The sequence below is a fragment of the Pseudomonas sp. 8_5_2 genome, assembly GCF_059295255.1.
Map to the genome: position 1 here is coordinate 27851 of NZ_CM181238.1, position 23849 is coordinate 51699.

Annotated in this window: 27 protein-coding genes; 14 read left to right on the forward strand and 13 right to left on the reverse strand. The window is 62.5% G+C overall.

The genetic code is table 11. The features are described 5' to 3' along the window. Positions 1–9: 9 nt before the first annotated feature. On the forward strand, positions 10–567 hold the full coding sequence (tsaC, locus tag AC5O5R_RS00125) for an L-threonylcarbamoyladenylate synthase type 1 TsaC (RefSeq protein WP_172229401.1): 558 nt from the start codon (positions 10–12) through the stop codon (positions 565–567). 460 nt (positions 568–1027) lie between these two features. Beyond that, positions 1028–1336, forward strand: a complete 309-nt coding sequence (locus tag AC5O5R_RS00130; protein WP_172229407.1) for a hypothetical protein — start codon at positions 1028–1030, stop codon at positions 1334–1336. Between the two features lie 445 nt (positions 1337–1781). Here the strand turns inward: AC5O5R_RS00130 and AC5O5R_RS00135 are convergent, their stop codons facing one another. Beyond that, on the reverse strand, positions 1782–2759 hold the full coding sequence (locus AC5O5R_RS00135) for an NADPH:quinone reductase (protein WP_494511892.1): 978 nt from the start codon (positions 2757–2759) through the stop codon (positions 1782–1784). Positions 2760–2894: 135 nt separating this feature from the next. On the opposite strand from AC5O5R_RS00135, the gene hemF reads away from it, so the two are divergent. Both hemF and aroE read left to right on the forward strand, forming a co-directional pair. After that, positions 2895–3806 (forward strand): oxygen-dependent coproporphyrinogen oxidase, encoded by a 912-nt coding sequence (gene hemF / locus AC5O5R_RS00140; RefSeq protein WP_172229397.1) that lies wholly within the window; start codon positions 2895–2897, stop codon positions 3804–3806. 25 nt (positions 3807–3831) lie between these two features. Continuing rightward, positions 3832–4656: a shikimate dehydrogenase gene (aroE, locus tag AC5O5R_RS00145; RefSeq protein WP_172229395.1), complete on the forward strand. Its 825-nt coding sequence runs from the start codon at positions 3832–3834 to the stop codon at positions 4654–4656. 90 nt (positions 4657–4746) lie between these two features. Here aroE and AC5O5R_RS00150 read toward each other — a convergent pair whose 3' ends face one another. The 4 genes from AC5O5R_RS00150 to betC all read right to left on the reverse strand — a co-directional run bounded on the left by AC5O5R_RS00150 (position 4747) and on the right by betC (position 10202). After that, a complete protein-coding gene (locus tag AC5O5R_RS00150; RefSeq protein WP_494514460.1) occupies positions 4747–5997 on the reverse strand; it encodes an IS256 family transposase in 1251 nt (416 codons plus the stop codon). Positions 5998–6059: 62 nt separating this feature from the next. Next, positions 6060–7625: a SulP family inorganic anion transporter gene (locus AC5O5R_RS00155; protein ID WP_172286168.1), complete on the reverse strand. Its 1566-nt coding sequence runs from the start codon at positions 7623–7625 to the stop codon at positions 6060–6062. Positions 7626–7740: 115 nt separating this feature from the next. Continuing rightward, on the reverse strand, positions 7741–8670 hold the full coding sequence (gene choX, locus AC5O5R_RS00160; protein WP_172228911.1) for a choline ABC transporter substrate-binding protein: 930 nt from the start codon (positions 8668–8670) through the stop codon (positions 7741–7743). Positions 8671–8684: 14 nt separating this feature from the next. Then, positions 8685–10202 (reverse strand): choline-sulfatase, encoded by a 1518-nt coding sequence (gene betC / locus AC5O5R_RS00165; RefSeq protein WP_172228913.1) that lies wholly within the window; start codon positions 10200–10202, stop codon positions 8685–8687. A gap of 108 nt (positions 10203–10310) precedes the next feature. On the opposite strand from betC, the gene AC5O5R_RS00170 reads away from it, so the two are divergent. Together AC5O5R_RS00170 and AC5O5R_RS00175 are read left to right on the forward strand one after the other, a co-directional pair. Further along, positions 10311–11210, forward strand: coding sequence for a choline sulfate utilization transcriptional regulator (locus AC5O5R_RS00170; protein ID WP_172228915.1), 900 nt, complete (start codon positions 10311–10313; stop codon positions 11208–11210). A gap of 205 nt (positions 11211–11415) precedes the next feature. Then, positions 11416–11748 carry a DOPA 4,5-dioxygenase family protein gene (locus tag AC5O5R_RS00175; RefSeq protein WP_172228917.1) on the forward strand — a complete coding sequence of 111 codons (333 nt, stop codon included), beginning with the start codon at positions 11416–11418 and terminating at the stop codon, positions 11746–11748. A gap of 118 nt (positions 11749–11866) precedes the next feature. Here the strand turns inward: AC5O5R_RS00175 and trpA are convergent, their stop codons facing one another. After that, positions 11867–12676, reverse strand: coding sequence for a tryptophan synthase subunit alpha (gene trpA / locus AC5O5R_RS00180; protein WP_172228919.1), 810 nt, complete (start codon positions 12674–12676; stop codon positions 11867–11869). Continuing rightward, on the reverse strand, positions 12673–13890 hold the full coding sequence (trpB, locus tag AC5O5R_RS00185) for a tryptophan synthase subunit beta (protein WP_172228921.1): 1218 nt from the start codon (positions 13888–13890) through the stop codon (positions 12673–12675). Before trpB ends, trpA begins: the two co-directional genes overlap by 4 nt. Before the next feature lie 110 nt (positions 13891–14000). Here trpB and AC5O5R_RS00190 point away from each other — a divergent pair, with 110 nt between their 5' ends. Continuing rightward, positions 14001–14897 (forward strand): LysR family transcriptional regulator, encoded by an 897-nt coding sequence (locus tag AC5O5R_RS00190; protein ID WP_172228923.1) that lies wholly within the window; start codon positions 14001–14003, stop codon positions 14895–14897. Here the strand turns inward: AC5O5R_RS00190 and AC5O5R_RS00195 are convergent. Continuing rightward, a complete protein-coding gene (locus AC5O5R_RS00195) occupies positions 14894–15217 on the reverse strand; it encodes an ElaB/YgaM/YqjD family protein (RefSeq protein ID WP_172228925.1) in 324 nt (107 codons plus the stop codon). The genes AC5O5R_RS00190 and AC5O5R_RS00195 overlap by 4 nt on opposite strands. A gap of 150 nt (positions 15218–15367) precedes the next feature. Between AC5O5R_RS00195 and AC5O5R_RS00200 the strand changes: the two genes are divergently transcribed. Both AC5O5R_RS00200 and AC5O5R_RS00205 read left to right on the forward strand, forming a co-directional pair. Continuing rightward, a complete protein-coding gene (locus AC5O5R_RS00200; protein WP_086976505.1) occupies positions 15368–15583 on the forward strand; it encodes a dodecin in 216 nt (71 codons plus the stop codon). A 100-nt stretch (positions 15584–15683) separates the two neighbouring features. Beyond that, positions 15684–15905, forward strand: a complete 222-nt coding sequence (locus AC5O5R_RS00205) for a DUF1161 domain-containing protein (protein WP_172228927.1) — start codon at positions 15684–15686, stop codon at positions 15903–15905. A gap of 37 nt (positions 15906–15942) precedes the next feature. On the opposite strand, the gene AC5O5R_RS00210 is transcribed toward AC5O5R_RS00205, so the two are convergent. Further along, a complete protein-coding gene (locus tag AC5O5R_RS00210) occupies positions 15943–16947 on the reverse strand; it encodes an LLM class flavin-dependent oxidoreductase (protein ID WP_172286171.1) in 1005 nt (334 codons plus the stop codon). A 152-nt stretch (positions 16948–17099) separates the two neighbouring features. Between AC5O5R_RS00210 and AC5O5R_RS00215 the strand changes: the two genes are divergently transcribed. Then, positions 17100–17525 (forward strand): OsmC family protein, encoded by a 426-nt coding sequence (locus AC5O5R_RS00215; RefSeq protein WP_172231976.1) that lies wholly within the window; start codon positions 17100–17102, stop codon positions 17523–17525. Between the two features lie 73 nt (positions 17526–17598). Beyond that, positions 17599–17832, forward strand: a complete 234-nt coding sequence (locus AC5O5R_RS00220) for a DUF1161 domain-containing protein (protein WP_172231979.1) — start codon at positions 17599–17601, stop codon at positions 17830–17832. Positions 17833–17868: 36 nt separating this feature from the next. On the opposite strand, the gene AC5O5R_RS00225 is transcribed toward AC5O5R_RS00220, so the two are convergent. Both AC5O5R_RS00225 and AC5O5R_RS00230 read right to left on the reverse strand, forming a co-directional pair. Further along, positions 17869–18282, reverse strand: a complete 414-nt coding sequence (locus AC5O5R_RS00225; RefSeq protein WP_172231982.1) for a PA0061/PA0062 family lipoprotein — start codon at positions 18280–18282, stop codon at positions 17869–17871. Between the two features lie 55 nt (positions 18283–18337). Next, on the reverse strand, positions 18338–18751 hold the full coding sequence (locus AC5O5R_RS00230) for a PA0061/PA0062 family lipoprotein (protein WP_172231985.1): 414 nt from the start codon (positions 18749–18751) through the stop codon (positions 18338–18340). 85 nt (positions 18752–18836) lie between these two features. On the opposite strand from AC5O5R_RS00230, the gene AC5O5R_RS00235 reads away from it, so the two are divergent. Further along, positions 18837–19910, forward strand: a complete 1074-nt coding sequence (locus AC5O5R_RS00235; RefSeq protein WP_172231988.1) for an aminopeptidase — start codon at positions 18837–18839, stop codon at positions 19908–19910. Positions 19911–20042: 132 nt separating this feature from the next. On the opposite strand, the gene AC5O5R_RS00240 is transcribed toward AC5O5R_RS00235, so the two are convergent. Next, positions 20043–20693 carry an HAD family hydrolase gene (locus AC5O5R_RS00240; protein WP_172286172.1) on the reverse strand — a complete coding sequence of 217 codons (651 nt, stop codon included), beginning with the start codon at positions 20691–20693 and terminating at the stop codon, positions 20043–20045. A gap of 114 nt (positions 20694–20807) precedes the next feature. Further along, on the reverse strand, positions 20808–21356 hold the full coding sequence (locus AC5O5R_RS00245; protein WP_172226539.1) for a gamma carbonic anhydrase family protein: 549 nt from the start codon (positions 21354–21356) through the stop codon (positions 20808–20810). Positions 21357–21422: 66 nt separating this feature from the next. Here AC5O5R_RS00245 and prlC point away from each other — a divergent pair, with 66 nt between their 5' ends. Together prlC and AC5O5R_RS00255 are read left to right on the forward strand one after the other, a co-directional pair. Further along, positions 21423–23510: an oligopeptidase A gene (gene prlC, locus AC5O5R_RS00250; protein WP_172226542.1), complete on the forward strand. Its 2088-nt coding sequence runs from the start codon at positions 21423–21425 to the stop codon at positions 23508–23510. Beyond that, positions 23507–23788 (forward strand): YheV family putative zinc ribbon protein, encoded by a 282-nt coding sequence (locus AC5O5R_RS00255; RefSeq protein ID WP_172226545.1) that lies wholly within the window; start codon positions 23507–23509, stop codon positions 23786–23788. Before prlC ends, AC5O5R_RS00255 begins: the two co-directional genes overlap by 4 nt. Positions 23789–23849: the final 61 nt, after the last annotated feature.

Sequence of the window (23849 nt, forward strand, 5' to 3'; positions counted from 1 at the left end):
GAGACACAAATGGTGAGCAGTTTTCGTGTGCAACAAGCCGCACGTGAGATCCGGGCGGGCGCGGTGATCGCCTACCCGACGGAAGCGGTCTGGGGCCTGGGCTGCGACCCGTGGAACGAGGACGCGGTGTATCGGTTGCTGGCGCTGAAATCGCGCCCTGTGGATAAAGGCCTGATCCTGATCGCCGACAACATTCGCCAGTTCGACTTTTTGTTCGAGGATTTCCCCGAAGACTGGATCGACCGCATGGGCAGCACCTGGCCGGGGCCGAACACCTGGCTGGTGCCGCACCAGAACCTGTTGCCCGAGTGGGTGACCGGGCAGCATGACACCGTGGCGTTGCGGGTCAGCGATCACCCGGTGGTGCGTGACTTGTGCGCGCTGGTGGGGCCTTTGATTTCCACCTCGTGCAACCCGGGCGGGCGCCCGGCGGCGAAGACGCGGTTGCGGGTGGAGCAGTACTTCCATGGCCAGCTGGACCTGGTGCTGGGTGGGGCGCTGGGGGGGCGGAAGAATCCGAGTGTGATTCGGAACTTGGCTACTGGTGAGGTTGTGCGCCCGGGCTGATGCCGTTGGCGAGGGCTTCGCCGGCGTGCGGGCCCCCGGTCGATCGCCGGCAAGCCAGCTCCCACAGGTACTGCACAAGACTTGAAACCGGCGCGGTCGGTGTGGGAGCTGGCTTGCCGGCGATTGGGCCGCAAAGCGGCCCCAGTGGCTCTGCAGATTTTTCTGATTTTTTCTTGAAAGGCTGTCCAGCTTGCGGATTGGGAAATATCCTACGAGCCGCGTCCCCTGCCATCACCTTCTCAGTGGGAACCAGTGTCTCTAGGCTTCATCCATCGCTGAATACCTTGGCGATCGGGTGTGGTAGCCCGGATGCATTTTTTCCATGGCAGTCTATGGCGGCTGTGCGTGGGAGGCTCTTGAGCCTGCCTGGATTGGAAAATGCCCGGGTCTACCACCTCGCGTACAGTCGCCACCCATTCACGTGGTAGTGATGGTTGGCGGCATTGAGGAGCATTTTCCAATGATGAAGAAAATAGTCCCCGATCCACCCCTTCCCTGCACCTCCACCCGCCCCTTTGGCCGCTGCGACGCCGGCCATGACCCGCTCTTCACCGTAAACCCGAACATTTCCGCCGAGGACGCTCTGGTCCACGTAGCCCTGTACCTGCGCAGCGCCTACGAGACCGGCTACAAAGCCCTGGACTACATGCGCGAAGAAGGCCGTGGCATGTTCTGGTCGAACCTGCATGCAATTGAAATGGCAGAAGGTGTGATTGAGGCGATACTCGATGGCATCGAGTCGACTCCACCAGCGACAAAGGGTGTCTGAAATGAAAAGCCACTCTGGTTTCAACCATCACCTGGATGAGACCGCGCACTTACTTGCAGGTGGAAGAAACGCAAGCCGGCTTCGTGCTTCTATCGCGCAGCTCAAAAGTGTTCGTGAAAAAACGCCGTGTGAGCTGCTCGTTGAATCTTCAATGCTTTTACTGACGCAATCGCCGGCAAGCCGGCTCCCACAGGGATAGCGCTGTACTGGAGGCCTACGCAGTACCTGTGGGAGCGGGCGCGCCCGCGAACACCGGCAAAGCCGGTGCCATCCACCGCGGCGGCTGCTTCGCGGGCATGCCCGCTCCCACAGGGATGGCGTTGCACTCAAGATCGGTGCAGTACCTGTGGGAGCGGGTTCACCCGCGAACACCGGCAGAGCCGGTGCCATCCATCGCGGTGGCTTCTTCGCGGGTAAACCCGCTCCCACAGGGAACGTGTGTGGCTCAGGGAATTAGTACAGTCGATCCAACAGTCCGCCGCGCCGACAGCTCCGCCTGCGCCTTCCCCGCCTCACTCAGCGGATACCGCTGCTGGATATCCACAACCAATTTGCCACTGCCAATCATCGCAAACAGGTCATCGGCCATGGCCTGGGTGTTCTCGGCATTGTTGGCATAGGTTGCCAACGTCGGCCGGGTGACATACAGCGAGCCCTTCTGCGCCAGAATCCCCAGGTTCACTCCGCTCACCGCACCCGAGGCATTGCCAAAGCTCACCATCAACCCACGCGGTTGCAGGCAGTCCAGCGAGGTCAGCCAGGTATCGGCACCGACGCCGTCATACACCACCGGGCATTTCTTGCCATCGGTCAGCTCCAGCACCCGCTTGGCCACGTCTTCATGGCTGTAGTCGATGGTCGCCCACGCGCCCAGCGCCTTGGCCCGCTCGGCCTTTTCGGCAGAGCTCACGGTGCCGATCAACTTGGCCCCCAACGCCTTGGCCCACTGGCACGCCAGCGAACCCACACCACCCGCTGCGGCATGGAACAGGATCACGTCACCTGCCTTTACCTCATAGGTCTGCTTCAGCAGGTACTGCACGGTCAAACCCTTGAGCATCACCGCCGCCGCCTGCTCGAAGCTGATGTTGTCGGGCAGCTTGACCAGGTTGGCCTCAGGCAGCGTATGCACCTCGCTGTACGCGCCCAACGGGCCGCCGGCATGGGCCACGCGGTCGCCGACCTTGAGCCGGGTCACACCCTCGCCCACAGCCTCGACCACACCCGCCGCTTCGGTGCCCAGGCCGGAAGGCAGGGACGGCGGCGCATACAGCCCGCTGCGGAAGTAGGTATCGATGAAGTTCAGGCCGATCGCATGGTTACGCACACGTACCTGCTGTGGCCCGGGCGGGGTGGGTTCGAATTCCACAAACTGCAGCACTTCCGGGCCGCCATGCTGGCTGAACTGGATACGCTTGGCCATCTCGCACTCCTGTACTCGGGATCGGGAAAAGGCCTTCTATCGGACGCCTTTGCTTGATCGCCGTCAACTGCGGCGCGCGGGTTGGCGGTGGTATGCTACGCGGCGAATTCTTCCCTGCCCGTTCCTGGTGACCCGATGACTAGCCGCACCGAGGCCGTGAAAGCCTACCTGCTCGACCTGCAAGACCGCATCTGCTCTGCCCTCGAAGCCGAAGACGGCGGTGCCCGCTTCGTCGAGGACGCCTGGGTGCGCGAAGCCGGTGGCGGGGGCCGTACGCGCGTGATTGGCGAAGGCAAGCTGATCGAGAAGGGCGGGGTCAACTTTTCCCATGTGTTCGGCAGTGGCTTGCCGCCTTCGGCAAGTGCCCATCGCCCCGAACTGGCAGGCCGTGGCTTCGAGGCCTTGGGCGTGTCGCTGGTGATTCACCCGCACAACCCGCATGTGCCCACTTCGCACGCCAACGTGCGTTTCTTCATTGCCGAAAAGGAAGGTGAAGAGGCCGTGTGGTGGTTCGGCGGCGGTTTCGACCTGACCCCGTACTACGGCAATGAAGAAGACTGCATCCACTGGCACCGCGTGGCCGAGCAGGCCTGCGCGCCGTTCGGCGCCGATGTGTACCCGCGTTACAAGGCCTGGTGCGATCGCTACTTCCACCTCAAGCACCGTGGCGAGCCACGCGGCATCGGTGGCTTGTTCTTCGATGACCTGAACGAGTGGGACTTCGACACCTGCTTTGCCTTTATCCGCGCCATCGGCGATGCCTTCGTCGACGCGTACCTGCCGATTGTCCAGCGTCGCAAGGACACGCCCTTCACCCCGGCGCAGCGCGAGTTCCAGGAATACCGCCGCGGCCGCTACGTGGAATTCAACCTGGTCTACGACCGTGGCACCCTGTTCGGGCTGCAGTCCGGTGGCCGCACCGAGTCGATTCTGATGTCGCTTCCGCCGCAAGTCCGCTGGGGCTACGATTGGAAGGCCGCGCCGGGCAGCGAAGAAGCGCGCCTGACCGAGTACTTCCTGCAGGACCGCGACTGGCTTGGCCAGTAAGCCTGTGGACAACCAAGGAATCGTCATGGACCAGTACGTCGTTTTCGGTAACCCCATCGGCCATAGCAAGTCGCCGCTGATCCATCGCCTGTTCGCCGAGCAGACCGGCCAGGACCTGGAATACGCCACGTTGCTGGCGCCGCTGGACGAGTTCAGCGACTGCGCGCGTGGTTTCTTCAAGCAAGGCAGTGGCGGCAACGTCACCGTGCCGTTCAAGGAAGAGGCCTACCGCCTGTGCGACAGCCTGACCCCGCGTGCCCAGCGCGCTGGCGCGGTGAACACCCTGAGCAAACTGGCCAACGGTACCTTGCAGGGTGACAACACCGACGGTGCAGGCCTGGTGCGCGACCTCACCGTCAATGCCGGGGTCGAGCTGGCGGGCAAACGCATTCTCATTCTCGGGGCCGGTGGTGCTGTGCGGGGCGTGCTGGAGCCAATTCTGGCGCACAACCCGCAATCGCTGGTGATCGCCAACCGTACCGTGGAAAAGGCCGAGCAGCTGGCGCGCGAGTTCGACGAGCTGGGGCCAGTGGTGGCCAGCGGGTTTGCCTGGTTGCAGGAGCCGGTGGACGTGATCATCAATGCCACTTCGGCGAGCCTGGCAGGCGAGATGCCGCCGATTGCCGACAGCCTGGTCGAGGCGGGGCGAACGGTCTGCTACGACATGATGTATGGCAAGCAGCCGACACCGTTTTGCCAGTGGGCTGCGAACCTGGGTGCGGCCAAGGTGCTGGATGGGTTGGGGATGCTGGCCGAGCAGGCGGCTGAGGCGTTCTTTATCTGGCGTGGGGTGCGGCCGGATACGGCGCCGGTGTTGGCTGAATTGCGCCGGCAGCTTGCTCGAGGCTGAGATTGCCGGGGCCGCAAAGCGGCCCCACGGGGAGTGTCAGGTTTTTTGTGTGCGGGCCGGTAATGGCCTGCCGCCCGGCAGGCCTTGATTTCACCAGGTTGGCCTGATGAACCGATCTCCGTACAGAATCGCAAATTGATTCATCGCACTTTTCCAGTCATGCGCCGCTGACCCCCAGTTCGCTGTGATGTTGCGCAGCCCCAGCCAGATCAGTTTGGTCGCCGCGTCGTCGTTCGGGAAGTGACCGCGGGTTTTGATGATCTTGCGTAGCTGAGCGTTGATACTCTCGATGGCGTTGGTGGTGTAGATCACCTTCCGGATGGCCGGTGGGAAAGCAAAGAACGGAATCACTCGATCCCACGCCCGTCGCCAGGCAGTCACCACTGTTGGATATTGCGTGCCCCAAGGCCCGCTTTCAAACTCATCCAGTGCCTGTTCAGCCGCCTGGGCGTTGATGGCCTGATAGATCGGTTTGAGAGCCTTGGCCAAGGCTCGACGCTTGTCCCAGGCCGCATAAGCGAGGCTGTTGCGGATCAGGTGGACGATGCAGGTCTGCAGTGTCGTCTCCGGAAATACTGCACTGAGCGCTTCCGGCATGCCTTTGAGGCCGTCGGTTACGGCAATCAGCACATCCTCGACGCCGCGCGTCCTGAGGTCATTGAACACCTTCATCCAGAACTTCGCACCTTCGGTGTTCTCAATCCAGATGCCAAGAATATCGCGCGTTCCATCTGGCAAAACGCCCAGTGCCAAGTAGATCGCTTTATTGCGAACCAAGCCTTCTTCGCGAATTTTGACCCGCAGAGCATCAAAGAAAATGACCGGATACATCGGTTCCAGAGGCCGCTGTTGCCACGCGCCAATCTCCTCCATGACCTCGTCGGTCACGGAACTGATGAAGTCGGGCGAGACCTCTGTTCCATACTGCTCGGAGAGAAAGGCACGGATTTCTCTGACCGTCATACCGCGGGCATACATGGCGATGATCTTGTCGTCAAAACCGGTGTAACGGCGCTCATGTTTGGGGATCAAAATGGGCGAAAAGCTGCCATCCCGGTCACGAGGGATATCCAGCCTTAGCGGGCCATCACCAGTGAGTACCGTTTTGCCGCTCTTCCCATTTCGCTGGTTGGTTTCATCCTCCGGGCGCTGCGCGCCCGGTGGATAGCCCAGATGATGACCCAGTTCGGCATTCAAGGCTCGCTCTATCAGCGCCTTCTTGAATGCCGCAGAGGCTTCTTCGATGGCTTCTGCGGTCATCAGCGGAACAGCGGAAAACTGTTCCAGCAGCTCTTTCGGAACCTTTGGTAACTCTCGGAGCGGTTTTTTTTTGGTTGGCATACATGCACCTCTTACTCATGTTATGCCCGAACACAAAATTTCTGACACCCTCGCCCCACGGCTCACTCCTCAAACCGTATCGGACACAGCGCCACCCCTTCCAGCTTCTGCAACTCCTCGATGACCTGCGGCCTGGCCCGATGCAAGGTCAGGCTTCCGCCAGAGCGCATCAACCGCCGCGCCTCGCGATGCAACATATCCACACCCGAGTAGTCGATAAAATTCACCTGCCGCGCATCGATCACCACATGCGGCCCCTGGCAGCGCTGCAAGCGGACCTGCAGGTAATGCGCCGCGCCAAAGAAGATCGACCCGCCCACCCGCAGCACGTCCGCTTCCCCTTCACGGCTCTGCTGCACCCGTGGCCGTGAGGTTCGCTTGAGGTAGAAGAACAGCGAAGCCAGCACCCCGGCATAAATTGCTGTCTGCAACTCCAGCAGCAGGGTCGCCGCCGCTGTCAGCAGCATGACCAGAAACTCCGAGCGGCTGACGCGGAACAATGCCCGAATCCCCCGATGGTCAACCAGCCCCCAGCAGATCAGCAGGATACTCCCGGCCATGGCCGGGATCGGCAGGTGCGCGATCAGCCCTGCCCCGGTAACCGCGAACAAGGCCACCCACAGTGCCGAAAACACCCCGGCCATGGGCGAGCGGGCGCCTGCCTCATAACTCAGGCCCGAGCGGGTGAAGGACCCGGCAGACAAATAACCCGAGAAAAAAGCCCCGGCGATGTTCGACAGGCCCTGTGCACGTATTTCCTGATCAGGGTCGATCAGCTGTTCAGAGCGTGCCGACAGCGAGCGGGCAATCGACAGGCTGGTCACCAGCCCCAGCATGCCCACCGCCACGGCGCTGGGCAGCAGGCGCAGCATGAGTTCCAGGTCCAGTAACGGCAGCGGGCTGAAGGGCGGAAGCTGCCCGGTGAAGGCTGCCACCCGCGGCACATGGCCAAACCAGCCTGGCAGCAGCCAGGCCACCACGCTGACCAGAATCAGACTTATCAACAGGCTGGGCCATCGTGGGCGCCAAAGCTTGCACGCTATGCCGATCGCTACAGTAGCCAGGCCCAGGGCCAGCGCTGGCCAGTCGACCTCACCGGCATGGCTGGCCAGGTCCTGCACGGTTTTCAGCGCCGTGGCCTGGCTTGGCAGGTTCATGCCCAGCAGGTTGGGCAGCTGGCCCAGGGCGATGACGATGGCCGCGCCGAGCGTGAACCCCAGCACGACGGAGTGGGAAACAAAATTGACCAGTGCGCCGAAGCGCAACAGCCCCAGCAGTAACTGGAAGATGCCGCCGAGGAACGTCAGCAGCAGCACCAGGGTGACGTAATCGCTGCTGCCGGCCACGGCCAGCGGGCTGATGCTGGCGTAGAGGACGATGGAAATGGCGGCAGTCGGGCCGCAGATCAGGTGCCAGGACGAGCCCCATAGGCAAGCGATCAGCACTGGCACGATGGCGGCGTAGAGGCCGTATTCGGCGGGCAGGCCGGCGATCAGGGCATAGGCGATGGACTGCGGCAGGGCGAGGATGGCACCGCTCAGGCCTACCAGCAGGTCCTGGCGCAGGCTGCGGCCCGATTGGCGCGGGAGCCAGGAGAGGAAGGGCAGCAGGTGAGTGAGGCGATGCATGGGTTATCCACATTCCTTAAGTTGCACTGTCCCTCTGTGGGAGCGGGTTCACCCGCGAATGCGTCGGTAGCCTCACTGCCGCATTCGCGGGTGAACCCGCTCCCACAGGATTGGTTTACAGCTTGGTTTTTACTGCTTCGTTAGCATCCCCGCCACTTTTGGTAGTCACCCCAGCCAGCCATCCTTCCAGCAATTCAGGGTGCGTCTTTACCCAGGCCCTGGCCGCGTCATCGAAACTTATCTTCTGGTCCACAACCTCGGCCATGATGGTGTTTTCCATGTCCAGGGTGAACTTCAGGTTACCCAGCAGCTTTGCCGCGTTCGGGCAGGCTTGTGGATATCCTTTGCGCGTCAGGGTGAAAACCTCGCCCTTGCTGCCGAACCATTTTTCGCCGCCAGTCAGATAATGCATCTTCAGCTTCACGTTCATCGGGTGCGGTGTCCAGCCGAGGAAGGTAATGAACTGCTGCTTCTTGGCGGCACGGTCTACCTGGGTGAGCATCGCCTGTTCGCTGGATTCCACCAGCTTCCATTGGCCGAGATTGAATTCATTGTTGTCGATGATCTGCTTCAGCGAGAGGTTGGCGGGCGCGCCAGAACCGATCCCGTACAGTTTCTTGTCGAACTGATCGGCATGTTTCTGCAAGTCGGCGAAGTCCTTCACCCCCGCGTTCCACACATAGTCGGGCACCGCCAGGGTGAACTCGGTGCCTTCCAGGTTGCGCGACAGCTGCTGCACGTCGCCATTGGCAATGAATTTGTCATGGAACCCCTGGTGCGCCGGCATCCAGTTGCCGAGAAAGGCATCGATCCGGCCATCCTTGAGTCCGCCGTAGATGATCGGCACGGCCAGGCTGTCGATTTTTACCTGGTAGCCCAGGCTTTCCAGCAACAGGCGGGCTATGGCATTGGTCGTGGCGATGTCGCTCCAGCCGGGGTCGGCCATTTTCACGGTGCTGCATTGCGCGTCGCTGTCGGCGGCATTGGCCGTAATGGCGGCCAGGCTAAGGGCCAGGGCTAACACGGTGGCGGGGAACTTGTGCATGGCGGCCTCTCTTCTCAATCCATGGGTGCGGGCTGTGGATAACGTGCCTTGCGCTCGAGGTCATCGAGATCGATATGGTTGCGCATGTACTGTTGGCTGGCGTCCACCAGCGGTTGGTGGTCCCAGCTTTTCAGCTTGCCGATGGCCAATGCCTCGGCCACCAGGCGGCGTCGGCGCTGGCTGGCGAGAACCTGCTGGCGCAGACTGCGGATATCCCAACGCTGCCTGGCTTCATCGGCAAATGCCTGCAGCAGCGCCTGGTGGTCCGGGCTGCCGGTGAGGTTCTCCCGCTCGTTCGGGTCGCGGCTCAGGTCATAGAGTAGCCATGGGTCGTCTTCGCTGTACACGAACTTGTACGGCCCGCGGCGGATCATCATCAGCGGGCCGACAGTGCCTTCTGCCATGTACTCGCCGATCACTTCGTCGTGGCCGCCCTGCCCTTGCAGGTGGCCGAGCAGCGAGCGACCGTCCAGGTGCAGGTGGTTATCCACAGCCCCGCCGGCCAGTTCGACCAGGGTTGGCAGCAGGTCGCAGGTCGAGACCGAGGCGCCGATCCGGGCGGGGGCAAAGCGTTTCGGCGCGTGGATCAGCAGCGGTACCCGTGCCGACATCTCGAACCAGTGCATCTTGTACCAGAGGCCGCGCTCGCCAAGCATGTCGCCATGGTCACCGGAGAACACGATCAGCGTGTCGTCGGCCAGGTTGCATTCTTCCAGGGTCTGCAGCAACTGGCCGATGTTGTCGTCGATGTAGCTGCAGGCGCCGAAGTAGGCCCGGCGGGCGTCGCGAATCTTGTCCACAGGCAGCGGCTTGTTCCACAGGTCGAAGACCTTGAGCAGCCGCTGCGAGTGCGGGTCGAGTTGTTGCTGACTGAACTCGGCGCTTGGCATGGGGATATCCACACCTTCGTAGCGGTCCCAGTAGCGTTTGGGGATGGTGTAGGGGTCGTGCGGGTGAGTCATGGATACCGTCAGGCAGAACGGCCGGCCATCATTTTCACGCACATGGTCGTACAGGTACTGACGGGCCTTGAACACCACTTCCTCGTCGAAATCCAGCTGGTTGGTGCGCACGCACGGGCCGGCCTGCAGCACCGAGGCCATGTTGTGGTACCAGCTTGGGCGCACGTCGGGTTCATCCCAGTTCACCGCCCAGCCATAGTCGGCCGGATAGATATCGCTGGTCAGGCGCTCCTCGTAGCCGTGCAGCTGGTCGGGCCCGCAGAAGTGCATCTTGCCCGACAGTGCCGTGCGGTAGCCCATGCGCCGCAGGTAATGGGCATAGGTGGGTACGTCAGCCGGGAAATCGGCGGCGTTGTCGTAGGCACCGATACGGCTGGGCAACTGGCCGCTGACCAGGGTGAAGCGCGATGGCGCGCACAGCGGGCTGTTGCAGTAGGCCGAATCGAACACCACGGCATGCTCGGCCAGGCGGCTGAGGTGCGGCATCTGGATTGGCGAAGGGGCGTAGATCGGCAGCAAGGGTGCGGCCATCTGGTCGGCCATGATGAACAGGATATTCGGGCGCGTCATGCTGGCTTCCATCGTTGAGGATTATGCGAATCGCTTGCCTACCAAGATGCGACTGTGGATAACATGGGTAAAGCCCATGGCGGGCAATGACTGGGATTAGCCACACTTATGTTTGATCAGCTTGCGCAGGTGTCGCTGGATACCCTGCGGGTGTTCGAGGCCGCAGCGCGCCTGCGCGGCTTCACCGCAGCGGCCTTGGAGCTGGGCACCACACAGCCGGCGGTGAGCCAGCAGGTAAAGCGTCTGGAGGCGCAACTGGGTACGCGCCTGTTCGACCGAATTTATCGGGGCATCGAGCTGACCGAGGCCGGCCAGGTCCTGTTCGAACAGGTGCATCAGGGCCTGCAGGCCATGGACGACGGCATCGCCCTGGCCAGCGGGCGCGGCCAGCGCGAGGTGCTGCAGGTGGCCACTGACTTTGCCTTTGCCGCGTTCTGGCTGATGCCACGGCTGCAACGTTTTCACCAGGCTTATCCACAGGTGGATGTGAGCCTGGTCACCGGCGAGCGCAGCCAGGGCATGCTGCGCCCGGACATCGATGTGGCAGTGCTGTTTGGCGACGGGCGCTTTCACCAGGGCGAAAGCCGATGGCTATTCGATGAAGAAGTGTTCCCGGTTTGCAGCCCCCGGCTGATTCATGGCAAACCCTTGTCGGCCGTGGCTTTGCAACGTTTGCCATTGCTGCATCTGAAGGGCGAGCTGGCCAGCCGCTGGTTCGATTGGGCTGGCGTGTTTCGCGGGTTTGGCGTGGCCAGCCCGCCGCCGGCGGGGCAACTGCGATTTGATAACTACACCTTGCTGATCCAGGCGGCGATTGCGGGCCAGGGGGTGGCGATTGGCTGGGGGCACCTGGTGGATGGGCTAGTCGAGCAAGGGCTGCTGTGTCGGCCGCTGGAGGGCAGTTTGCGCTCGGCCCGGGGGTATTATGTGGTGCTGCCACCGCGCAAGCGGCGTAGTGCGTTGATCGACCGGTTTGTGGGGTGGCTGGAGCATGAGCGCAGCCTTTGAGATGCCGGGGCCGCTTTGCGGCCCATCGCGACGCAAGGCCGCTCCTACACAGATCGCTTGCCCCTGTAGGAGCGGCCTTGTGTCGCGATGGGCTGCGCAGCAGCCCCGGCAATCTAGACTACGAAGTTAAGCTGTTCGCCCACCTTTTCAACTGCATCACCCCTGCAGGCAGGTGGTGATGGTTCGACCGCAATCAGGAGTTACCGTGCAGAGGATCAAGGGTTACCACGCCCACGTTTACTACGACGCATCGACCATGGAGCAGGCCCGGGAACTGTGCGAGGAGGCGGCGCGGCTGTTTCCGGTGACCATGGGGCGCATGCACCAGAAACCGGTAGGGCCACACCCGGACTGGAGCTGTCAGCTGGCGTTCGGGCCAGAGGTGGTTGGGGTGGTGTTGCCTTGGCTGGCGCTGTACCGGAAGGGGTTGGTGGTGTTCATGCACCCGGAAACCGGGGATGAACTGGCGGACCACCGGGATCATGCGATCTGGATGGGGGCTGTGCGGCCTTTGAAGCTGTCTATTTTCGGTGGATAGAATTTTATAACCTGTACCGGCCTTTTCGCGGGTAAACCCGCTCCCACAGGGACCGCACAGATGCTGAAACTGTGGGGACCTGTAGGAGCGGGTTTACCCGCGAAGCAGGCGGCGCGGATCAGCGCCGGGCGCCGCGCACCCCTTCAGCCAGTGCCGAGCACAGGCTCAATACCTCGTTCACCGCCTGATCGGCAGTCTTGGCCTGGGCAATCTTGTCGACCAGCGCCGACCCCACCACCACGCCATCTGCCAGGCGGGCAATATTCGCCGCCTGCTCTGGCGTGCGAATGCCGAAACCGACGCTGATCGGCAAATCGGTATGCCGGCGCAGGCGGGCAATGGCCTCGGTGACGTGCTCGGTGGTTGCCGAGCCGGCTCCGGTCACACCTGCCACCGACACGTAATAGACAAACCCGGAGCTGCGCTCCAGCACGCGCGGCAGGCGCGCATCGTCGGTGGTCGGGGTGGTCAGGCGGATGAAGTCGATGCCGGCAGCCTGCGCCGGGGTGGCCAGTTCGGCGTCATGCTCTGGCGGCAGGTCGACGATGATCAGGCCATCGACACCTGCTTGCTTGGCATCCTCCACGAACTTGTCCACGCCAAAGCGGTGGATCGGGTTGTAGTAGCCCATCAGCACGATCGGCGTGGTCTGGTTATCTACCCGGAATTCGCGAACCATCTGCAGGGTCTTGGCCAGGGTCTGGCCGGCTTCCAGGGCGCGTAGGGTTGCCAGCTGGATGGCCACGCCGTCGGCCATCGGGTCGGTGAACGGCATGCCCAGCTCGATCACGTCGGCGCCAGCGGCTGGCAGGCCCTTGAGGATCTGCAGCGAGGCGTCGTAGCCCGGGTCGCCTGCGGTGACGAAGGTGACCAGTGCCGAGCGGCCTTCGGCCTTCAACTCGGCGAAGCGTTGTTCAAGACGGCTCATGCCTGTTTCTCCTGGGCGGCCATGTGGCTCATGACGGTTTGCATGTCTTTGTCGCCGCGGCCCGACAGGCACACGACCATCAGGTGATCCTTGGGCAGCTTCGGTGCGCGCTTGATGGCTTCGGCCAGGGCGTGCGAGCTTTCCAGGGCCGGGATGATGCCTTCCAGGCGGCAGCAGGCGTGGAAGGCGTCCAGGGCTTCGTCGTCGGTAATGCTGACGTACTCCACGCGCTTCACTTCGTGCAGGTAGGCGTGCTCCGGGCCGATGCCCGGGTAGTCCAGGCCGGCGGAAATCGAGTGGGCATCGGTGATCTGGCCGTCTTCGTCCTGCAGCAGGTAGGTGCGGTTGCCGTGCAGCACGCCTGGCACGCCGCCGTTCAGGCTGGCTGCGTGCTTGTCGGTGTGCACGCCGTGGCCACCGGCTTCGACGCCGATGATTTCTACGCTCGGCTCTTCGAGGAACTCGTGGAACAGGCCCATGGCGTTGGAGCCGCCGCCGACGCAGGCAACCAGGCTGTCTGGCAGGCGACCTTCCTTCTCGTGCAGCTGGGCGCGGGTTTCCTTGCCGATGATCGACTGGAAGTCACGCACCATGGCCGGGTACGGGTGTGGGCCGGCTACGGTGCCGATCAGGTAGAAGGTGTCTTCGACGTTGGTGACCCAGTCGCGCAGGGCCTCGTTCATGGCGTCCTTCAGGGTGCCGGTGCCGGCGGTGACCGGAACGATCTCGGCGCCCAGCAGCTTCATGCGGAACACGTTGGCCTGCTGGCGCTCGATGTCGGTGGCGCCCATGTAGATCACGCAAGGCAGGCCGAAGCGCGCGGCCACGGTGGCAGTGGCCACGCCGTGCATGCCGGCGCCGGTCTCGGCGATCAGGCGTTTCTTGCCCATGCGCTTGGCCAGCAGCACCTGGCCGATGCAGTTGTTCACCTTGTGCGCGCCGGTGTGGTTGAGCTCTTCACGCTTGAAGAAAATCTTGGCGCCGCCACAGTGCTCGGTCAGGCGCTCGGCGAAGTACAGCGGGTTGGGGCGGCCGATGTAGTCGCGCTGGAAGTACGCCAGCTCTTCGAGGAACTTGGGGTCTGCCTTGGCCGCTTCGTATTCGCGGGCCAGGTCCAGCACCAGTGGCATCAAGGTTTCGGCCACGTAGCGGCCGCCGAACGAGCCGAACAGGCCGTTGGCGTCGGGGCCGGGGCGGTATTGGGACTGGGTCATGGGTCGCTCCAGGGCGTAATGAATGAGTGATGGGCTTTACTGTAAACAGGGCAAGGCCGGCTGAAAACCGATAAGATTGCGAACACTTGTTAGAAAAACTCACAGGTATCATGGCCCACGACCTCCCTCCCCTGAATGCCCTGCGAGCCTTCGAGGCGACCGCCAGGCTAAACAGCGTCAGCCAGGCAGCCGAAGCGCTGCATGTCACTCATGGTGCAGTCAGCCGGCAGATCAAAGTGCTGGAAGAGCACCTGAGCGTTGCGCTGTTCGTGAAGGATGGGCGCGGCATCAAACTCACAGATGCCGGTGTGCGCCTGCGTGACGCCAGTGGCGAAGCCTTCGACCGCCTGCGCAGCGTGTGTGCCGAACTGAGCCGTGATGTCAGCCAGGCCCCGTTCGTGCTGGGCTGCTCGGGTAGCCTGCTGGCGCGCTGGTTCATCCCGCGACTTGGGCGGCTACAGGCGGACTTGCCCGAATTGCGCCTGCACTTGTCGGCGGGTGAAGGCGACCTCGACCCGCGGCGACCGGGGCTTGATGCGCTTCTTGTGTATGCCGAGCCGCCGTGGCCGGCGGACATGCAGGTGCATGTACTGGCAGAGGAGCGTATCGGGCCGGTGCTCAGCCCGCGTTATGCCGGCTTCGAGCGTTTGCAGGATGCACCCCCCAAGGCCTTGCTGGGTGAGGCCTTGCTGCACACTACCTCGCGCCCGCAGGCCTGGCCGACCTGGGCGCTGGAACAGGGGTTGGAACCGGCGGCCATGCAATACGGGCAAGCCTTCGAGCACCTGTATTACCTGCTGGAAGCTGCCGTGGCCGGACTAGGTGTGGCGATTGCGCCGCAACCGCTGGTCGCCGATGACCTGCGTGCGGGCCGCTTGAGTGCACCGTGGGGCTTTTCACCGACGCCGGCGGCGCTGGCTCTGTGGGTGCCCAGGCGCGCCGCAGATGGGCGCGCCGAGCAGTTGGCCCAGTGGTTGCGTGCCGAGCTGGCACGCCAAGGCGCTTAGTTGCGTTTGGTCAGCAGGTAAGCCGCCAGCAGGCCCAAGGCGCCGATGGCAACGCCGGCGGTGGTGTACGGGTGTTCCTGAGCGTAATCACGGGTGGCGATGCCGGTTTGGCGGGTGCGTTGCTTCACTTCCTCGTAGGCGTCGCTCAGCAGGCTGCGCGAATGACGAAGGGCGCTCTCGGCGTTGCTGCGGATTGCCTTCACCGACTTCTGGGATTCTTCCGATGCATCGTGCTTGAGGTTCTCCAAGCTTTTCAGAAGGCTCTCGATCTCTGCTTCCATGCTTTCCAGGGACGTTTTACGCAGCGAGTTGCGGTGCATGTTGACTCTCCTTTGCAGTATGGGCTGTAAGGGTTGCGACCTGCCAACTGCGGGAAAGTGCGATCGAACTTTAGCGCTTGCTGACGGCTCGCAGGTAAACCAGGCCTGCGCTGCTAGGCTCAATCTCACTGTCATCCAAGGAGAGCACTCATGACCGATCATCACACCTACAAGAAGATCGAACTGGTAGGGTCCTCGCCCACCAGTATCGAAGATGCGATCAACAACGCCCTGGCCGAAGCCGGCAAGAGCATCAAGCATCTGGAGTGGTTCGAAGTGATCGATACCCGTGGCCACATCCGCGACAACAAGGCGGCGCACTTCCAGGTCACGCTGAAGGTCGGCTTCCGTATTGCCAACAGCTGAAACACCAGCGGGCTGGATGATTCCGGCGTGATGCGGTATTACGAAGAGGGCGCCTTGGCTGGCGCCCTTTCTGATTTCATCTGCACAAGGAAAGCGAATGATGAACAAACTGATTCTGGCGCTCGGCCTGATGACCCTGGCCGGCGGTGCGCTGGCAGCAGGCAAGCCGTGTGAAGAGCTGAAGGCGGAAATTGCGGCCAAGCTGGATGCCAAAGGGGTCAAAGGCTACAAGCTTGAGATCGTCAACAAAGGCGACCCCGCGGGCAAGGTGATCGGTAGCTGCGAGGCAGGGACCAAGGAGATTGTGTACCGCCGCGGCTGATGTGCTGGCTTCTTCGCGGGCAAGCCCGCGAAGACGGTCACGCGGTCTTGAGGGCCTGCGCCAACAGTTCATAGGACCGGATGCGGTCCGCATGCTCATACAGGTCACAAGTGAAGATCAGCTCATCCGCGCCGGTCTGCTCCAGCAGCACTTCCACCTTGGCTCGCACCTTCTGCGGGCTGCCGATCATCGCCAGGCCCAGGAAACTGCTCACTGCATCGCGCTCATGGGGCAGCCACAAGCCATCCATGGTTTCTACCGGCGGCTTCTGCATCAGGCTCTGGCCGCGAATAAGCGCAAGGATTCGCTGGTACACGGAGGTGGCCAGGTACTCGGCCTTCTCATCCGTTTCCGCCACCACCATGGGAATGCCCAGCATCACATACGGCTTGTCCAGCGTGGTGGAGGGCTTGAAGTGGTTGCGGTATACCCGGATGGCCTCGTGCATGTAGCGCGGCGCAAAATGTGAAGCAAAGGCGTAGGGCATGCCGCGCATGCCGGCCAACTGCGCGCTGAACAGGCTGGAGCCGAGCAACCACATCGGTACGTCGGTGTCGTGGCCCGGTACCGCGATCACTTTCTGATCATCGGTGCGCGGGCCCAGGTAGCGCGACAATTCCTCGACATCGTCGGGAAAATCGTCGGCACTGCCCGAGCGTTCGCGGCGCAGGGCATGAGCGGTCATCTGGTCGGAGCCCGGCGCGCGGCCCAGGCCCAGGTCGATACGGCCAGGGTACAGGCTGGCCAGCGTGCCGAACTGCTCGGCGATTACCAGCGGCGCATGGTTGGGCAACATCACCCCACCAGAACCCACACGAATGCTCGAGGTGCCACCGGCCAGGTAGCCAATCAGCACAGAGGTGGCCGAACTGGCGATGCCGTCCATGTTGTGGTGCTCGGCCACCCAGAAGCGGTTGTAGCCAAAGCGCTCGACGTGTTGTGCCAGGTCCAGCGAGTTGCGCAGTGACTGCGCCGGGCCGGCGTCGGCACGCACCGGTACCAGGTCGAGGGTGGAAATCTTCAGGTCACGCAGCTGCGTCATGGAGCCTCCGCAAAGGTGGTTGGCCAACGGCCTTTTTAACTCTGTATGGGCATATTCGGCAGATTCAATGTTTGCCGTGCGATTGGTCTGAACTTGCCGTAGGCGGCTGGCCTCTGAACTCATACGCATGTAAACCACGACCAGGAGGCATCATGAAAAAGACAGCATCGGCGATCTGGCAAGGTGGCCTGAAGGATGGCAAAGGCCTGCTTTCCACGGAAAGCGGCGCGCTCAAGCAGAACCCGTATGGCTTCAACACCCGTTTCGAGGGTTCGCCCGGCACCAACCCGGAAGAACTGATCGGCGCGGCGCATGCCGGCTGTTTCTCGATGGCGCTGTCGATGATGCTCGGCGAAGCGGGGCTGACCGCAGAGCGGATCGATACCGCTGCCGAGGTGACGCTCGACAAGCTGGCAGATGGCTTTGCCATTACCGCCGTGCATCTGGTGCTCAGGGCCAAGGTGCCTGGGGCAAGTGAGGCGCAGTTCCTGGAAATCGCCAACAAGGCCAAGGAAGGTTGCCCGGTGTCCAAGGTATTGAACGCCAAAATCAGCCTGGATGCCGCCCTGGTGGGCTGAAGCGGTGCAACAGGGGCAGTTTGCGGTAGTCTAAACAGCGTCGGCAGCACGCTGCCCTTTGAGGAGCCGTTCCATGATCCGCGTAGCAATCGCTGTATTGGCTTCCCTGGTTGCCACCTCTGCGCTGGCGGCGGTCAAGCCGTGCGAAGAGCTCAAAGCCGAGATCGAGGCCAAGATCCAGGCGCAGGGGGTTGCCTCTTATACCTTGGAAATCGTGCCGAACAGTGAGGTAAAGGACCAGAACATGGTGGTCGGGACTTGCGATGGCGGCACCAAGAAGATCATTTATCAGAAGAATGATCGCTAGGTTCGCAATCCTGGGGCTGCAATGCAGCCCCAGGATTCACGGAATGCAGAACACTTCGCTAGGCTCGTTCACCACCACCGTGCGGCTTGCGTCGTACAGCAGCACTTGCGGCTGCATGACTGGCGCCCGCGCTTCCAGGCGATAGCGCTCTCCAGCCTTGAAGTCGTCAAAGCGTACGGTCAGGTAGCACGTACGGTCCCTGGGCTCGGACATGATCCCGCCCGAGTAGATTTCATAATCGAAACGCACCACCAGTTCGTGCTTGCCCGGCGTCACCTGAAAGTAGCGGCCGTCCTCCAGGCGCTTGCCGTCCAGGCGGTCGGCCATGATCACCCTGCCGGGGGTCATGGTGTAAAGGTCGATCCACGCTTGCTTGGGGTCGACGGGCGGCAAGGGGCTGGCGCAGGCTCCCAGTGCACTGAGGGCGATCAGCATCATGGGCTGGCGCATGGCAAAACTCCCACTTGCGATTTACACCCTACAAGCATAGCGCCGTTTACGTGGCTCAGGTGCGCTGGCAGCCCGCCGGCAGGCCTTGGCCAAGCAGTCTTTGCTGGTGGTCATAGAGTTTGATCCAGGGCCGGAAGCCAATGCTGCCAGCATGCAGCTGATAACGCTGCCCGGCGCTGAAGTCCTTGAAGGTCAGCTTGACCTGGCAATCGCGCCACAGCGGCTCGTCGACCGGGCCGATATTGCTGGGGGTGACCGGGAACTGGTAACGCACGGTCAATTCATGGCTACCAGGTTGTACCTCGAAGTAGCGGCTGTCAGCCCAGTCGCGTTCGTCGACCTGCACGGCGTCCAGCGAGCTGTTTTCGTAGGGTGTAAGGTCGATCCAGGCCTGATTCGGGTCTGCGTCTGGCAGGGTCGAACAGGCGGAAATCAGCAGCAGTGAACCGGCGACCAGCAATGCACGCATGGCGAAACTCCCCCTTGGCGAGATAGTCTTGGAGCGAATCGACCTTGAGCGAGTCAGACAGTCCCGGATGCTTCGACTTTTTCTTGTGCAGCGCTCAGGCCATCGGGCACTCGACCGCGTTTTCACCCGATTGGTTCCGCTGCTGGCGACGCTTCTGCTGAACGGTTGCAGCGGTGCTGCCTACTATGGGCAGTTGGCCGAGGGCCAGTGGCAGCTGCTGCGGGCGCGGCAACCCGTGGAGCAGGTAGTGGCCGACCCGACCACGCCGGCGAAATTGCGTGCGCATCTGCAACATGCCGAGCAGGCACGGGTTTTTGCCAGCCAGCATTTGAAACTGCCGGACAATCGCAGTTATCGGGTTTACGCCGACCTCGGCCGCCCGTATGTGGTGTGGAATGTCTTCGCCACGCCAGAGCTGTCGTTGCAGCCAGTCACGCACTGTTTTCCGGTTGCAGGATGCGTGGCGTACCGCGGGTATTACCAGCAGGGTGCGGCGCGTGGCGCGGCGGCGCTGATGCGCCAGAACGGCCTGGATGTGTATGTGGGTGGGGTTGAAGCGTATTCGACCCTGGGCTGGTTCGATGACCCGATACTGTCGTCGATGGTGGGCTGGGGTGACGAGCGGCTGGCCACGCTGATCTTCCATGAACTGGCCCACCAGCGTTTCTACGTGCAGGACGATACCGAGTTCAACGAGTCGTTTGCCTCCTTTGTCGAGCAGGAGGGAACCCGGCAATGGCGCTTGGCGCGTGGGCTGGCGCCGGTTGGCGGGGACCAGGGGCAGCAGCGTGACGAATTCATCCGCTTGGTATTGGCCAGCCGTGAACGGTTGCAGGCGATCTATGCCGGGCCGCTGGATGATGGGCACAAGCGCCTGGCCAAACGGGCGGAGTTCGAGCGGCTGAGGCGGGAATACCGGCAGGTTCGGGATGGTCAGTGGGGCGGGGACAAGCGCTATGACACCTGGATATATGGGCCGATGAACAATGCCAAGTTGTTGCCATTCGGGCTGTATGACCAGTGGGTGCCGGCGTTTGCGGCGGTGTTTCGCGAGGTTGATGGGGATTGGGGGCAGTTTTATCAGCGGGTTGAGCAACTGGGGAAATTGCCGATTGCAGAAAGGAAAGTGGCGTTGCAGCGGTTGATGATAAGCCTTTGAGATTACGGGGCCGCTTTGCGGCCCATCGTCGGCAAGCCAACTCCCACAGGGACCGCACAGGATTTGCGATGGATGCAGTACTTGTGGGAGTTGGGCTTGCCGGCGATGGGCTGCAAAGCAGCCCCATGGCTATCAAGCCTTGACGAATGCCTGATGCATCTCGGCCAAGGTGGCAAAGTGGAATGCCGGCTCCTGCGCCACCAACTCTTCCTGGCTACCAAACCCGTACCCCACAGCCACTGCCTGCACGCCATTGCTGCGGGCACCGATCAGGTCATGCTTGCGGTCGCCGATCATCAGCGTCTGCGCCGGGTCCAGCCCTTCTTCAGCCAGCAGGTGGCGAATCAGCTCGACCTTGTTGGTGCGCGTGCCGTCCAGCTCACTGCCGTAGATCACCTTGAAGTGATGGTCGAAGGCGAAGTGGCGGGCGATTTCGCGGGCGAACTCCCAAGGTTTGGAGGTGGCGATATACAGAGTGCGGCCTTGGCCGTTCAAAGCCTCGAGCAGCTCGGGCACGCCCTCGAACACCAGGTTTTCGTACAGGCCGGTGACCCGGAAGCGCTCCCGGTAGAAGTTCACCGCATCCCAGGCCTTGGCTTCGTCGAAGCTGTAGAACTGCATGAACGCCTGCAGCAGCGGTGGGCCGATGAAGTGTTCGAGGCGGGCCAGGTCCGGCTCGTCGATGCCCAGCTTGGCCAGCGCGTACTGGATCGAGCGAGTGATGCCCAGGCGCGGGTCGGTCAGGGTGCCGTCGAGGTCGAACAGGATGTTTTGCTGATGCATGTACGGGGTTCCACTTGAGTTCTCTGTGGCCAGCATTCGCGGGTAAACCCGCTCCCACTGGGCATCACAGGGGCTGAGGTATCCCTGTGGGAGCGGGTTTACCCGCGAATGCGGTCATTCAGGTTGATCGTAGCCTTCGGCCAGATGCTGGTCCTTGAGCTTCACATAGTTGCCGGCGCTGTAGGAAAAGAATGCGCGTTCATTGTCGTTCAGCAGCCGGGCCTGCTTCACCGGGCTGCCCATGTACAGGTAGCCACTGACCAGGCGCTTGCCCGGCGGCACCAGGCTGCCAGCGCCGATGATCACTTCGTCCTCGACAATGGCGCCGTCCATGACGGTGCTGCCCATGCCAACCAGGATGCGGTTGCCGAGGGTGCAGCCATGCAGCATGACTTTGTGGCCGATGGTTACTTCATCGCCGATGATGAGCGGGTAGCCGTCCGGGTTGAACGGGCCGGCGTGGGTAATGTGCAGCACGCTGCCGTCCTGCACGCTGGTACGGGCGCCGATGCGGATGCGGTGCATGTCGCCGCGGACCACGGTCAAGGGCCATACAGAGCTGTCTTCACCGATTTCCACGTCGCCCAGTACTACCGCCGAACGGTCGATGAAAGCCCGTGGTCCAACTTTCGGAGTGTGTTGCTGGAAGCTTCGGATGGCCATGATAGCGTCTCTCATCTGTGCCGATAGGCAGGCTGCCTGCTGCGGTCGGCGTCGATTGTAATTAAGATGGGGAAGTGTTTCTTCTGCCAAGGTATCCGAACCGTGAGTGCGAACAACCCGCTTCTGCAATCCTACGATCTGCCGCCCTTCTCGCAAATCCGTGCCGAACACGTGTTGCCGGCGATCGAAGCGATCCTGGCCGACAACCGTAAAGCCATTGCCGAGATCCTCGAAAACCAGGGCAAGAACCCCACCTGGGCCGGCCTGGTGCTGGCCATGGACGAACTCAATGACCGCCTGGGCGCTGCCTGGAGCCCGGTCAGCCACCTCAATGCGGTGTGCAACAGCGCCGAGCTGCGCGAGGCCTACGAGTCCTGCCTGCCAGCATTGAGCGCCTACTCTACCGAACTGGGCCAGAATCGTGCGCTGTTCGAAGCGTACCAGGCGCTGATCGCCAGCCCGGAAGCCGACGGTTTCGACGTGGCGCAAAAGACCATTCTCGAGCACGCCTTGCGTGACTTCCGCCTGTCGGGTATCGACCTGCCGGCGGACCAGCAGCAGCGTTATGCCGAGGTGCAGAGCAAGCTCAGCGAGCTGGGCAGCCGCTTCTCCAACCAGCTGCTGGATGCCACCCAGGCCTGGACCAAGCACGTTACCGACGAAGCCGCGCTGGCCGGCCTGACCGATTCGGCCAAGGCGCAGATGGCTGCCGCAGCCCAGGCCAAGGGCCTCGACGGCTGGTTGATCACCCTGGAATTCCCCAGCTACTACGCGGTGATGACCTACGCCAGTGACCGCGCCTTGCGCGAAGAGCTGTACGCCGCCTATTGCACCCGCGCTTCGGACCAGGGCCCGAATGCCGGCCAGTTCGACAACGGCCCGGTGATGGAGCAAATCCTCGACCTGCGCCAGGAGCTGGCACAGCTGCTGGGCTACAAGAACTACGCCGAGCTGAGCCTGGCCACCAAGATGGCCGAGTCCGGCGACCAGGTGCTTAGCTTCCTGCGTGACCTGGCCAAGCGTTCCAAGCCTTTTGCCGCCCAGGACCTGCAGCAGCTTCAGGCGTACGCCGCCGAGCAGGGTTGCCCTGAGCTGGCCAGCTGGGACGCCGGTTACTTCGGCGAGAAGCTGCGTGAACAGCGCTACAGCGTGTCGCAGGAAGCGTTGCGCGCCTACTTCCCGATCGACAAGGTGCTGGGCGGCCTGTTCAGCATCGTGCAACGCCTTTATGGCATCGAAATCGCGGAGCTCAAGGGCTTCGACACCTGGCACCCGGACGTGCGCCTGTTCGAGATCAAGGAAAAGGGCCAGCACGTGGGGCGCTTCTTCTTCGACCTGTACGCCCGCGCCAACAAGCGTGGCGGCGCCTGGATGGACGGTGCCCGCGACCGTCGCCGTACCGCTGCCGGCGAGTTGCAGAGCCCGGTGGCCAACCTGGTGTGCAACTTCACCCCGGCCGCCCCAGGCAAGCCGGCGCTGCTGACCCACGATGAAGTCACCACCCTGTTCCACGAGTTCGGCCATGGTCTGCACCATATGCTGACCCGCATCGAACATGCCGGTGTATCCGGTATCAACGGCGTGGCCTGGGATGCGGTCGAGCTGCCAAGCCAGTTCATGGAAAACTGGTGCTGGGAGCCAGAAGGCCTGGCGTTGATCTCCGGCCATTTCGAAACCGCTGCCGCCCTGCCCCAGGACTTGCTGGACAAGATGCTGGCGGCGAAGAACTTCCAGTCCGGCATGATGATGGTGCGCCAGTTGGAGTTCTCGCTATTCGACTTCGAGCTGCACGCCAGCCACGGTGACGGCCGCAGCGTGCTGCAGGTGCTCGAAGGCGTGCGCGACGAGGTGTCGGTCATGCGCCCGCCTGCTTACAACCGCTTCCCCAACAGCTTCGCGCACATTTTTGCTGGTGGGTACGCAGCAGGCTACTACAGCTACAAGTGGGCCGAAGTGCTGTCGGCTGACGCCTTCTCGCGCTTCGAGGAAGAAGGCGTGCTGAATGCCGAGACTGGCCGTGCCTTCCGTGAAGCGATCCTGGCCCGCGGTGGCTCGCGCGAGCCAATGGAGCTGTTCGTCGACTTCCGTGGCCGTGAACCTTCCATCGATGCGTTGCTGCGTCACTGTGGCCTGAGCGAGGCTGCGGCAGCATGAGCGAGGTAGTTGTGAACAAGACCAAGAAGCGCTTTATCGCCGGGGCGGTATGCCCGGCGTGCAGCGAGCCGGACAAGCTGATGATGTGGAACGAGGACGGTGTCCCGCACCGTGAGTGCGTGGCCTGCGGCTTCACCGATACGCTTAACGAGCAGGGCCTTTCCGTGCCCAAGGAGCTGGGTACCCGGGTCAATCACCTGGCGCCGAAGGCGGCGCCGGCCAAGGTGCAGACTGTGCAGTTCTTTCCGAACCCGAAGTTGAAAAAACCGACCGAGTGACGGGTTTCAGGCCACCTGCAATGGGTGGTAGATGTTGCGCGCCGTGGTTGCGAAAGAAAGC